7 protein-coding genes are annotated in these 12,381 nt (G+C 67.4%); 1 reads left to right on the forward strand and 6 read right to left on the reverse strand.

What is annotated here, in order from left to right; all coding sequences use genetic code 11:
• From AC07OD_RS06780 to sbcB, 3 genes are all read right to left on the reverse strand, one after another.
• Positions 1 to 1,320 (reverse strand): protein kinase domain-containing protein, encoded by a 1,320-nt coding sequence (locus AC07OD_RS06780; protein ID WP_218341140.1) that lies wholly within the window; start codon positions 1,318 to 1,320, stop codon positions 1 to 3.
• Positions 1,321 to 1,349: 29 nt separating this feature from the next.
• On the reverse strand, positions 1,350 to 2,597 hold the full coding sequence (locus AC07OD_RS06785) for a cystathionine gamma-synthase family protein (RefSeq protein WP_369642564.1): 1,248 nt from the start codon (positions 2,595 to 2,597) through the stop codon (positions 1,350 to 1,352).
• A gap of 142 nt (positions 2,598 to 2,739) precedes the next feature.
• Entirely contained in the window at positions 2,740 to 4,185 is a 1,446-nt protein-coding gene (gene sbcB, locus AC07OD_RS06790) for an exodeoxyribonuclease I (protein ID WP_369642565.1), read from the reverse strand.
• Between the two features lie 213 nt (positions 4,186 to 4,398).
• Between sbcB and AC07OD_RS06795 the strand changes: the two genes are divergently transcribed.
• Complete coding sequence (locus tag AC07OD_RS06795; protein WP_494595779.1) at positions 4,399 to 5,784, forward strand: lytic murein transglycosylase; 1,386 nt, start codon at positions 4,399 to 4,401, stop codon at positions 5,782 to 5,784.
• Between the two features lie 152 nt (positions 5,785 to 5,936).
• On the opposite strand, the gene clpA is transcribed toward AC07OD_RS06795, so the two are convergent.
• The 3 genes from clpA to dnaE form a co-directional block, all read right to left on the reverse strand.
• Positions 5,937 to 8,285 carry an ATP-dependent Clp protease ATP-binding subunit ClpA gene (gene clpA / locus AC07OD_RS06800; protein WP_218294829.1) on the reverse strand — a complete coding sequence of 783 codons (2,349 nt, stop codon included), beginning with the start codon at positions 8,283 to 8,285 and terminating at the stop codon, positions 5,937 to 5,939.
• Between the two features lie 57 nt (positions 8,286 to 8,342).
• Positions 8,343 to 8,711 carry an ATP-dependent Clp protease adapter ClpS gene (gene clpS / locus AC07OD_RS06805; protein ID WP_029414237.1) on the reverse strand — a complete coding sequence of 123 codons (369 nt, stop codon included), beginning with the start codon at positions 8,709 to 8,711 and terminating at the stop codon, positions 8,343 to 8,345.
• Between the two features lie 107 nt (positions 8,712 to 8,818).
• Positions 8,819 to 12,352 carry a DNA polymerase III subunit alpha gene (gene dnaE, locus AC07OD_RS06810; RefSeq protein WP_218341139.1) on the reverse strand — a complete coding sequence of 1,178 codons (3,534 nt, stop codon included), beginning with the start codon at positions 12,350 to 12,352 and terminating at the stop codon, positions 8,819 to 8,821.
• Between the last annotated feature and the right edge of the window lie 29 nt (positions 12,353 to 12,381).

Below are 12,381 nucleotides of genomic sequence, written 5' to 3' on the forward strand. Positions count from 1 at the left end.
TCACTCCGGCCCGCTCAGGCCCTGTTCCCACTCCGCCAGCTGCTCGCTGGTGGCGATCAGCCGCCCCACCAGCAGCTTGATGAACGCCTTGTCGAAGTGCGACTGCAGGTCTTCCGACGCCCCGCGCAGCGCCGGGTTGCGCACCTTGAGCACCAGCACCTCGGTCTCTGCCACGGCGGTGGCGGTGCGCTTCCTGTTCTCCGGGCGCAGGTAGGTCATCTCGCCCAGGGTGACGCCCGGGCCCAGGGTGCTGAGGGTCCAGCCCTGGCGGCTCACGGCCACCTGCCCCTCGATGAGGATGCAGAAGGAGTCGCCAGGCGTGTTCTCGCGCATGAGCACGGTGCCCCGCTCCAGCCGGCGCCAGCTGCCCAGGCGCATCAGCTCCCACAGCGCCACGTCGTGGAAGTCGGCGAAGAACGGCAGTGCGCGCAGGCGCGCGAAGCGTTCGGCCTCGGTGTCCTGCGAGCGCTGGCGCGGCAGGCCCTGGTGGGCGGCGAGCAGGGCCTGGGCGAAATCCTGCCAGGTGGCAAAGCGGTCTGCGGGCTGCTTGGCCAGGGCGCGCAGCAGCACGTCGTCCACATGGCCGGGCAGCGAGGCGCGCAGCAGGCTGGGCGGCGTGGGGGCTTCGTTGCCGATCTTGTAGAGGGTCGCGAAATCCGTGTCGCCGTCGAAGGGGCGGCGGCCGGTGAGCAGTTCGTACACCACCACGGCCAGCGAGAACATGTCGCTGTGGTGGGTGAGGTCCTGCTCGCGCACCTGTTCGGGCGACATGTACGACGGCGAGCCCACCAGGCCCGACAGCTGCGTGGCATCGCTGCGCAGCGACAGCGCCGCGCCGAAGTCGGTGAGCTTGACGTCGCCGCCCTGGGCCAGCATCAGGTTGGCGGGCTTGATGTCGCGGTGCACCAGGCCCTCGCGGTAGGCGTATTCGAGCGCGTTGCAGCACTTGAACGCGATGTCCAGCACCTGGGGCACGGGCAGCAGCGCGTCGGGCGTGGCAAACGCCGACAGGGGCTGTCCGTCGACGTATTCGAGCACCAGGTACGGCGGCAGCGCCTCTTCGTCCGCATCGAGCAGGCGCACGATGTTGGGGTGGCGCAGGCGGCCGGACAAGGCGGCCTCGTTGCGCAGCAGCTTGCGGTAGCGCTCGGCCTGCTCGGGCTGCCTGAGCAGGTGCGCGTGGGTCTGCTTGATGGCCACCTTGCGGCCCCGAAAACCGTCCAGCCCCAGGAACACGATGCCGCTGGCGCCCCGGCCCAGCTCGCGCTCGATGCGGTACTTGCCAATGCTGGCGGGCGGGGCCGAGGTGGTGGTGGCCATGGCGCGCTGACAGGTTGCGGGGTGCCGCCTCAGCAGCCGGCCAGGGCCTGCTCGAAGTCCGCGAGCAGGTCTTCCACCTCTTCCAGCCCGACCGACAGCCGGATCATGCTGTCGGCGATGTCCATGGCGGCGCGCACGGCCGGGCCGGCCTCCCAGAAGATGGTGTGGGCCACCGGGATGATGAGCGTGCGCGTGTCCGCCAGGCCCGTGGCCTTGATCGGCAGCTGCAGCCGGTTGCACACGGGCAGGCACTGCCCGGGGTCGCGCAGCTCGAACGACAGCAGCCACGAACCGGCCTTGAGGTGCTTCTGGGCAAACGCGTACTGGGGGTGCGACGGCAGGCCGGGGTACAGCACGCGCGAGACCGCCGGGTGCTGCTCCAGCCATTGCGCCAGGGCCAGGGCCGTGGCGCTGGTGCGGTCCATGCGCAGCGACAGGGTTTCAGCGCCCAGCGCGATCTGGTGCGCGGCGTGGGAAGACAGCGTGGCCCCCATGTCGCGCAGGCCCTTCTTGCGCAGTTGCTGAAGGCCCCAGCCCTTGGCGTCGCCCTTGCGGTAGGGGGCGAAGATGTTGGGGTACGTGCTCCAGTCGAACAGGCCGGTGTCGGTCACCGCGCCGCCCAGCGCCGCCCCCTGCCCGCCGATGCTCTTGGTGAGCGAGTTGAGCACCAGCCCCGCGCCCACCGTGGACGCGCGGAACAGGTAGGGCGACGCCACGGTGTTGTCCACCACGTACAGCAGGCCGCGCTCGCGGCAGACCGTGCCCACGCCGTCCAGGTCGGGGATCTGCGTGCCGGGGTTGGCGATGGTCTCGACAAACACCATGCGGGTGTTGAGCCGCACCGCGGCGGCCACGTGGGCTGCGTCCGTCACGTCCACCAGGGTCACCTCGATGCCCAGGTCGGCCAGCGTGCCGAACACGCTGTTGGTGTTGCCAAACACGAACTGGCTGGCCACCAGGTGGTCGCCCGCCTTGAGCAGCGTGAGAAAGATCGCGCAGATGCCCGCCATGCCGGTGGCGAACACGATGGTGCCCTGCCCTTTTTCCATCTGCGTGATCTTGGCCTCCAGCGCCGCCGTGGTGGGCGTGCCCTGCCGCGCGTAGTTGAAGCCGCCCTTGGCGGTGCCCTGGAACACGGCGATCAGGTCCTCGACCTTGTCGTAGCCGTACTGGACCGAGGTGTGGATGGCCTTGTGGATGGCCCCATGCTCCGCGCCGCCCTGGCGGTCGGCGTGCAGGATCTCGGTCGTGAAATGGTTGGTCTGCGGTGTCGTCATAACAAGAAGCGATGTCTATGTGAAAGGCACTGGCGCCCAAAAACCGGCGCGCCCCCATACCAGTGCACGCGTGGAACTGGCTTCGCCAGGCCACCGGGTGCGTCCCCCTCAGGGGGGAAGGCGCGCAGCGCCTCAGGGGGAGTCACCTCTCCGGCGCGATGTGCTCCGCGTAATCGTACAGGGCCCCCAGGATGTCCTGCGTGCGGTCGTCTTCGGCGGTCTCCGACAGCGTGTCGATTTCGGTGAACAGCTGCTCCACCGTACGTGCCCCGCCCTGCCCGTCGAACAAGCAGGCCGCGCGGTGCGCCTCCCACTGCTGCGCTTCTTCAGGCGACAGCGTAGCGGGGAAGTTGCGCGCCCGGTAGCGCCACAGCAGCTCGGCCAGGCGCGGGTCGTCGAACGCGGCGCGGGAGCGGGCCAGCTTCTCGCCGCTCATAGTGCGCAGGTCGTTGAGCAGCCGGCGGTCGTTGTTGCCGACGAAGCCGCCGTACAGGTCCTGGTCCACATCGGGCGTGGCCTCGGGCGGGCGGGCGAACACGGCGGGCCAGATGCCGCTCATGTCGGGCAGGCCGCGGGCCACCTCGGCATGCTGGGCGGCCTGGGCCAGGTCGATGCCCCAGCGCTGCGCCAGCGCGGGCGTGAGCGTGTTCACGTTGCCCACCACCATGGGCGACTTGTTGAGGTGGATGGTCTTGACCGGCAGGCGCGTCACGCCGTCGGGCAGCGCGTCGGCCTTGCTGAACATGCGCAGGCGGATCTCGTCGGCCCCCATGGTGGCGAGGGCCGCCGGATCCTGGGAGAGATCCCAGGCAATGAGTTCGTTCTTGTTGGTGGGATGGCTGGCCAGCGGCCACATCACGGCCAGGCACCCGCGCTCGGCCGGGAACATGCCCGAGACGTGCAGGAACGGCCGGGCCGTGATGGCGGTGGCCGGCAGGCGAAGCTCGGCGGCCACGCGGTCCTTCTTGTGCAGCGAGAGCGCGAAGTCGAAGAGCTTGGCGTTGCGCTCGCGGATGAGCCGCGCCAGCGCAATGGTGGCGCGCACGTCCGACAGCGCATCGTGCGCCGCCTCGTGCACCAGGCCGTTGGCCTTCGAGAGATGCTCGAGCTTGAAACTCGGCGAGCCGTCCTCCTTCCGGGGCCACTGGATGCCGTCGGGCCGCAGCGCGTACGTCATGCGCACCACGTCCAGCAGGTCCCACCGCCCGCACTGGTTCTGCCATTCGCGCGCGTACGGATCGATGAGGTTGCGCCAGAACATGAAGCGCGTGATCTCGTCGTCGAAGCGGATGGTGTTGTAGCCCACGCCGATGGTGCCGGGCTGCGCGAATTCGGCCTCGATGCGGGCAGCGAACTGGTGCTCGGGCACGCCTTTTTCCAGGCACAGCTGCGGCGTGATGCCGGTGATGAGGCAGGACTGCGGATCCGGCAGGTAGTCGCTGGCAGGCTGGCAATAGAACATCAGCGGCTCGCCGATTTCATTGAGCTCGGCATCGGTGCGGATGGCCGCGAACTGCGCGGGCCGGTCGCGGCGCGTGTTGGCACCAAAGGTTTCGTAGTCGTGCCAGAGGAAGGTGTGGGGGGCCATGGTCGGTGGGCAAGCAGGGGCGGGACGGGAACAAGGCAGGGGAAACAGCGAACTGTAACCTGATTTGCAGGCATTTTTAGCCCGCAGCGCATACCGTTCAAGCGCTGACAGCTATCAAAATAGTAGTAATCGAAGGCCACCGCCTCCGCGGCCGCTTCACGCCGTGATACACCTGTGGCCCGGCACCCGCGCCGCGGCACGGGACAATGGCGCATGCACAGCACCCACCGAGCACCTTTCCCGTTCTTGCGGCGCCCTATCTCCCTCGCGTCCCCGCTCCGGCTCCCGCTGGCGGCCTGGACTGCCGCCCTGGCGCTGGCGGGTTGCGCCGCCGCCCCGCCCCCCACCCACCGCCCCGGCGCAGGGACGGCGGCGGCGCCGCAGGCGGCAGCCGCCCGCGTGGCGCCCCCCGCTGCAACCGGCCCGGACACCCCCGCATCCTCCCCCGGCGGCCCCGCCGCCGACATGGTGGACCACGCAGCGGGCTTCGCCGCCTGGCGCGCCGCCTTTTCAGAGCAGGCCCTGGAGGCCGGCATCCAGCCCGGCACGGTGCGCAGCGTGCTGGGCCAGGCGCAATGGCAGCCCCGCGTGGTGGAACTGGACCGCGCGCAGCCCGAATTCACCCGCACGCCGTGGTCCTACCTCGACAACGCGGTCTCCCCGCAGCGCATCGCCCAGGGCCAGGCCAAGCTGGCCGAACACAGCGCCGCGCTCGAGGCGGCCGCCGCCCGCTACGGCGTGCCGGCCACCCTCATCACGGCGATCTGGGGCATGGAGAGCAACTACGGCAGCAATTTCGGCACGTTTCGCACCGTGGACGCGCTGTCCACGCTGGCCTACGAAGGGCGCCGGCGCACCTGGGCCCAGGCGGAGCTGCTCGCGGCGCTGCGCATCGTGGACCAGGGCGACATCCCGGCGGAGCGCATGCTGGGTTCCTGGGCCGGCGCCATGGGACACACGCAGTTCCTTCCTTCCGTCTTCCTGGCCTACGCCGTGGATGCCGACGGCGACGGACACCGCGACATCTGGGGCAGCATCCCGGACGTGGTGGCATCCACCGCCCACTTCCTGTCCCGCTCGGGCTGGCAATCCGGCGAGCCCTGGGGCGCCGAGGTCCAGTTGCCGGCGGCCTTCGACCACGCGCGCGCGGACCCGGCGGTGCGCCAGACCAGCGCGCAATGGGAGGCCGAGGGCGTGCGCGCGCCAGGGGGCCAGCCGCTGCCCCCCCTGGGCGCGGCCTCCATCGCGACCCCTGCCGGAGCGCGCGGGCCCGCCTTTCTGGTGGGGGCGAACTTCCGGGCGATTCTTCGCTACAACAACTCCGTCAACTACGCCCTGGCGGTCGCACTGTTGTCCCAGCAGATCGGCGGGGGCGGCCCCATCGCCGCGCCCTGGCCACGCGACCTGGAGCCCCTGTCGCGCACCCAGCTGCAGGCCCTGCAGGAGGCACTGAACCGCAAGGGCTTCGCGGCCGGCACCCCGGACGGCGTGATGGGCCCCGCCACCCGCGCAGGGCTGCGCGCCTTCCAGCGCAGCACCGGCAGCGTGGCGGACGGCTACCCCACCCTGGAGATGCTGCAGCGCCTGCAGGCGCCCTGACCCCGCAGGGCCCCGCCCGGCTGCACGCCCCCACGGACAGCGCGAAAAGCGCAAGCTTCCGCGAATCCGGCCAAAAAAAAGCCCACGGCATACACCGTGGGCTTTTACCTGGCCGGCACGCGCGCGGCCAGGGCGGCGGCCGCCGCCGCGTGTCAGTCCGCCGTGGCCTCTTCCGGCTCGGCAGGTTCGGACTTGGCCGAGCGCTCCTTCTTGGGCAAGGGCTGGATGTCCAGCAGCACCTCGGACGTTTCCACGCCCTTGTCATCGGTCTTGAGCTCGATGTCGACCGTCAGGCGGCCCCCTTCCGTCAGGCGGCCGAAGAGCAGCTCGTCGGCCAGCGCACGGCGGATGGTGTCCTGGATCAGGCGCTGCATCGGCCGCGCACCCATGAGCGGATCGAAACCCTTCTTGGCCAGGTGCTTGCGCAGGGCGTCGGTGAAAGTGACTTCCACCTTCTTCTCCGCCAGCTGCGTTTCCAGTTGCAGCAGGAACTTGTCCACCACGCGCAGGATGATCTGCTCGTCGAGCGCCTTGAAGTTGACGATGGCATCCAGCCGGTTGCGGAACTCGGGCGTGAACAGGCGCTTGATGTCGCCCATCTCGTCGCCCGCCTGGCGCGGGTTGGTGAAGCCGATCGTCGCCTTGTTCATGGTCTCGGCGCCGGCGTTCGTGGTCATGATGATGAGCACGTTGCGGAAGTCGGCCTTGCGGCCGTTGTTGTCCGTCAGCGTGCCATGGTCCATGACCTGCAGCAGCACGTTGAAGATGTCCGGGTGCGCCTTCTCGATCTCGTCGAGCAGCAGCACCGCGTGCGGCTTCTTCGTGATGGCTTCCGTCAGCAGACCACCTTGGTCGAAACCGACATAACCTGGAGGCGCGCCGATCAGGCGGCTCACGGCATGGCGCTCCATGTACTCCGACATGTCGAAGCGGATCAGCTCGATGCCCATGATGTAGGCCAGCTGCTTGGCCGCCTCGGTCTTGCCCACGCCCGTGGGGCCGCTGAACAGGAACGAGCCGATGGGCTTGTCACCCTTGCCAAGGCCCGAACGCGCCATCTTGACCGCGCTGGCCAGCACTTCCAGGGCCTTGTCCTGGCCGAACACCACGCTCTTCAAGTCACGCTCCAGCGTCTGCAGCTTGCCGCGGTCGTCGTTGGAGACGTTGGCCGGCGGAATGCGCGCGATCTTGGCGACGATCTCCTCGATCTCGGCCTTGCCGATGGTCTTCTTGCGCTTGCTCGGCACCATGATGCGCTGCGCGGCGCCCGCCTCGTCGATCACGTCGATGGCCTTGTCGGGCAGGTGGCGGTCGTTGATGTACTTGGCGCTCAGCTCGGCGGCGGCCTGCAGCGCGGCCGCGGCGTACTTCACGCTGTGGTGCTCTTCGAAGCGCGACTTCAGGCCCTTCAGGATGTCGATGGTTTCGGCCACGCTGGGCTCCACCACGTCCACCTTCTGGAAGCGGCGCGACAGCGCGGCGTCTTTTTCAAAGATGCCGCGGTACTCCGTGAAGGTCGTCGCGCCGATGCACTTGAGCTGGCCGCTCGAAAGCGCCGGCTTGAGCAGGTTCGAGGCATCCAGCGTGCCACCCGACGCGGCGCCCGCACCGATCAGCGTGTGGATCTCGTCAATGAACAAGATTGCATTGGGCTTGTCCTTGAGCGACTTGAGAACGCCCTTGAGGCGCTGCTCGAAGTCACCCCGGTACTTGGTGCCCGCCAGCAACGCGCCCATGTCGAGCGAGTACACGGTGGCCTCCGCCAGGATCTCCGGCACGTCGTTCTGCGTGATGCGCCAGGCCAGGCCCTCGGCGATCGCGGTCTTGCCCACGCCGGCTTCGCCCACCAGCAGCGGGTTGTTCTTGCGGCGGCGGCACAGGATCTGGATCGTGCGCTCCACCTCGTAGTGGCGCCCGATCAGCGGATCGATCTTGCCTTCCTTGGCGGCCTGGTTCAGGTTCTGGGTGAACTGCTCCAGCGGCGAGGCCTTCTCGTTGCGCTCGGAGCCACCGCCCTCTTCGCCTTCGGCCTGGTTTTCCGCCTTGGCGGGCTCTGGCGGCTCGCCCTTCTTGATGCCGTGGGCGATGAAATTGACCACGTCCAGCCGCGTCACGCCCTGCTGGTGCAGGTAATACACGGCATGGGAATCCTTCTCGCCGAAGATGGCCACGAGCACGTTGGCGCCCGTGACTTCCTTCTTGCCATTGCCCGTGGACTGCACGTGCATGATGGCGCGCTGGATCACACGCTGAAAGCCCAGCGTGGGTTGCGTGTCCACCTCGTCGGTGCCAGCCACCTGGGGCGTGTTGTCTTTGATGAAGTTCGCCAGCGATGAACGCAGATCATCGATGTTGGCAGAACAAGCGCGCAGCACCTCCGCTGCGCTGGGGTTATCGAGCAATGCAAGCAACAGATGCTCCACGGTGATGAACTCGTGGCGCTGCTGACGGGCCTCAACAAAGGCCATGTGCAAGCTGACTTCCAGTTCCTGGGCAATCATGTGAACTCCTTTGTGCTTGCGTGGAAGGGATAACTGTAGATCGGGATCAAAAACCTGTTATTCAACAGGCTCACTGACACATTGCAGTGGGTGGCCCGCCTTGAGGGCGGCGTCAAGCACTTGTTCCACCTTGGTGGCAGCCACATCGCGGGAGTAAACGCCGCAGACGCCTTTGCCATCGAGGTGGATCTTCAACATGATCTGGGTGGCTTGCTCGCGGTCCTTGCTGAAAAACTCCTGCAGCACCACGATGACGAACTCCATGGGGGTGTAGTCGTCATTGAGCATGACCACCTGGTACATCTGGGGCGGCTGGGTCTTTTGTGTGCGTCTTTCGAGCACGACCGAACCGCCATCATCCCGCGCTGGCCGGGTCACGGGCGGCGCGGTGGGGGGTGAAGGTGGTTTTGTTGCCATGAAAATCATTCTAGCGATCCGCGCGGGGTGATGCCGTGAGAGAAATCTGACGTTGATCCTGTTTTTTTCAAGCTATGGCGCGCCGGATATTCACTCTTTGGTGTCGCGGGCCCGCCCTATTCGTAGACCACGGTGGCGGACCCGCTGCCAGCCTGGGCCGTCCAGGCCGCGAGCGCCGCGTCGGTGGGATAGAAACGGGCGCTTTCTCCCAGTTGCAGCTCCGCGACCGCCGCCGCGTCGCCCGCCACGCAGCGCACGCCCATGCGCACCCGCAGGCCATGGACCAGTTCGCCCTCCGCGATCTCCTCGCGGCGGGCGGGAAATTCCCGCACCAGCCGGGGCACATCCGGCCCCTTGTCGCCCACCAGCACATGCAGATACTTGCCGAAGCGGCAGCGCGCCCCGGCCAGATCCCAGACCTGCTGCACCTTCACGCGCAGCCCGCCACTGAAATGGTCCAGCTGCAGGCGGCCCATCATCACCACGAACTCGTCCTCCTTGAGCTGGTTGCGGTAGGTGTTGAGCAGTGCTTCGTCCGCGGAGGCTTCGATGACACCGGATTTGTCGTCCAGGCGGAAGAGGCCCAGCCTGCCGCGCTGGCCATTGATCACCCGGAAGTCGCTGATGATCCCGGCGAGGACCTGGGGTTCTCGGCTGTCCAGCAGCTCGTCGATGGAGGTGCGCACGAAGCGCCGCACCTCGGTGGCGACTTCGTCGAACAGATGGCCGGAGAGGTAGAAGCCGACCGCCGTTTTCTCCTGCGTCAACCGCTCCTTGATGCCCCAGGGCATGGCATCCACCAGATCCGGCTCCTGCGTGCTCGAGCCATGGGCGTCGTCGCCCATCATGTCGAAAAGCCCCCCCTGGTTCACATTGGCCAGCGTGGCCGCCGAAAAATCGAACGCGCGGTCGATGGAAGCCACCAGGGAGGCGCGGTTGAGATGGAGCGAGTCAAACGCACCCGCCTTGATCAGCGCCTCCACCGTGCGCTTGTTCAGGCGCGCCCGGTCCACCCGCACGCAGAAGTCGAACAGGCTCTTGAACGGGCCGGTGGTCGAGCCTTGCGGCCCCTCGCCCCGCCCCTCGCGCGCGGCCACGATGGCTTCGATGGCCTGCTGCCCCGTGCCTTTGACGGCCCCCAGGCCGTAGCGGATGATCTTGTCGGTCACCGGCTCGAAGCGGTAGAAGCCCCGGTTGACATCCGGCGGCTCGAACGAGAGCCCCATCTTCTGCGCGTCCTCGAACAGCACCTTGAGCTTGTCGGTGTCGTCCATTTCCACGGTCATGTTGGCGCAGAAGAACTCGGCCGTGAAGTGCACCTTGAGCCAGCCGGTGTGGTACGCCAGCAGCGAGTACGCGGCAGCATGCGACTTGTTGAAGCCGTAGCCGGCGAACTTCTCCATCAGGTCGAACACTTCGTCGGCCTTCTCCTGGCCAATGCCCTTCTCGGCGGCCCCCTTGCGGAAGATCTCGCGGTGCTCGGCCATCTCCTCGGCCTTCTTCTTGCCCATGGCGCGGCGCAGCATGTCGGCGCCGCCCAGGCTGTAGCCCCCCAGCACCTGGGCGGTCTGCATCACCTGCTCCTGGTACACCATGATCCCGTAGGTCTCGGCGAGCACCTTTTCCACCAGCGGGTGCGGGTATTCCACGACCTCCTTGCCGTGCTTGCGGTTCACGAAGCTGGGGATCAGGTCCATGGGGCCCGGGCGGTACAGCGCGTTGAGCGCGATCAGATCCTCCAGCCGGCTGGGGCGCGCCTCCTTGAGCATGCCCTGCATGCCCCGGCTTTCAAACTGGAACACCGCCTCGGTCTTGCCTTCCGAGAACAGGCGGTAGGTGGGCCCGTCGTCCAGCGGGACGGCTTCATACGTGAAGTTCTCCTGCCCCTTGTGGCGCTTCATGATGAATTCGCGCGCGATCTCCAGGATGGTCAGCGTGGCCAGGCCCAAGAAGTCGAACTTCACCAGGCCGATGGCCTCCACGTCGTCCTTGTCGTACTGGCTCACGGCCGATTCGCTGCCCGGCTGCTGGTACAGCGGGCAAAAGTCGGTGAGCTTGCCCGGCGCGATCAGCACCCCGCCCGCATGCATGCCGATGTTGCGCGTCATGCCCTCGAGCTTCTGGGCCATCTCGATGATGGTCTTGACGTCCTCTTCCTTCTGCACGCGCTCGTACAGCTGCGGCTCCAGTTCCAGCGCGTAGTTGTTCTTGTCGCCTTCCTTCTTCACCTCGGGCGGGTAGGCCAGCGTGTACGACATGCCGGGCTTGCCCGGCACCAGCTTGGAGATGCCGTCGCAGAACATGTAGCTCATGTCCATCACCCGGCCCACGTCGCGGATGGCCGCCTTGGCGGCCATGGTTCCGAAGGTGGCGATCTGGCTCACCGCGTTCTTGCCGTACTTGTCCTTCACGTAGTCGATCACCCGGTCCCGGTTGGACTGGCAAAAGTCGATGTCGAAGTCGGGCATGGACACCCGTTCGGGGTTCAGGAAGCGCTCGAACAGCAGGTTGTACTGCAGCGGGTCCAGGTCGGTGATCTTGAGCGCATAGGCCACCAGCGAGCCGGCGCCCGAGCCCCGGCCCGGCCCCACGGGACAGCCGTTGGCCTTGGCCCACTGGATGAAGTCCCCCACGATGAGGAAGTAACCCGGAAAGCCCATCTTGAGAATGGTGCCGATCTCGAACTCCAGCCGCTCCACGTAACGCGGGCGCTGCTGGTCGCGCTCGGCCTCCTTGGGAAACAGCAGTTTCAGCCGCGCCTCCAGGCCATCGAACGATGCAAGCCCGAAATACTCGTCGATCGGCATGCCGTTGGGTGTGGGAAAGTCCGGCAGCTGCGGCTTGCCCAGCACCAGGGTGAGGTTGCAGCGCTGCGCGATTTCCACCGTGTTCGCGATGGCCGAGGGCACGTCCGCAAACAGCGCCTCCATCTCCGCGGAGGATTTGAAGTACTGGTCGCGCGTGAACTTGCGCACGCGGCGCGGATTGGCCAGGATCTCGCCCTCAGCGATGCAGATGCGCGCTTCGTGCGCCTCGTAGTCGTCCGCCGTGGCGAACTGCACCGGATGCGTCGCCACCACGGGCAAGCTCAGGCGCGCCGCCAGCTGCGCCGCGGCCACCACGTGGCTTTCATCGTCCACGCGGCCCGCCCGCTGCAACTCGATGTAAAACCGGTGTGGAAACAGCCCCGCCAGGCGCAAGGCCACCTGGGCGGCGCCCGACTCATCCCCCTTCAGGAGGGCCTGCCCCACGGGCCCTGCCTGTGCCCCGGCCAGGGCGATCAGCCCCTCCGAAAGCTCCTGCAGCCAGTCCCAGGTGCACAGCGCCAGGTTCTTGACGACATTGCGCGTCCAGGCGCGCGCCAGCAGTTCGGACAGATTGAGGTAGCCCTGGCGGTTCTGCACCAGCACGATGAGGCGCGAGGGCGCTGCGCCCGCCTCGCCCTCCAGAAAGATCTCGGCCCCCAGGACGGGCTTGACGCCCTTGCCCCGCGCCTCCTTGTAGAACTTGATCGCGCCAAAAAGGTTGTTGAGATCGGTGATGGCCAGCGCGGGCTGGCCGTCCTTGGCGGCGGCCTTGGCCACCTCATCGATTCGATTGGTACCGTCGACGACGGAAAACTCGGTGTGCAGGCGCAGGTGAACAAACATGGGAGCATTGTAGAAAGCCCCACGCGCCT

The sequence above is a fragment of the Acidovorax sp. GW821-FHT10E03 genome (assembly GCF_059415205.1).

Coding starts and splice junctions, on each gene's coding strand:
- AC07OD_RS06780 (WP_218341140.1), bottom strand. CDS start 1,320: ATGGCCACCACCACCTCGGCCCCGCCCGCCAGCATTGGCAAGTACCGC.
- AC07OD_RS06785 (WP_369642564.1), bottom strand. CDS start 2,597: ATGACGACACCGCAGACCAACCATTTCACGACCGAGATCCTGCACGCC.
- sbcB (WP_369642565.1), bottom strand. CDS start 4,185: ATGGCCCCCCACACCTTCCTCTGGCACGACTACGAAACCTTTGGTGCC.
- AC07OD_RS06795 (WP_494595779.1), top strand. CDS start 4,399: ATGCACAGCACCCACCGAGCACCTTTCCCGTTCTTGCGGCGCCCTATC.
- clpA (WP_218294829.1), bottom strand. CDS start 8,285: ATGATTGCCCAGGAACTGGAAGTCAGCTTGCACATGGCCTTTGTTGAG.
- clpS (WP_029414237.1), bottom strand. CDS start 8,711: ATGATTTTCATGGCAACAAAACCACCTTCACCCCCCACCGCGCCGCCC.
- dnaE (WP_218341139.1), bottom strand. CDS start 12,352: ATGTTTGTTCACCTGCGCCTGCACACCGAGTTTTCCGTCGTCGACGGT.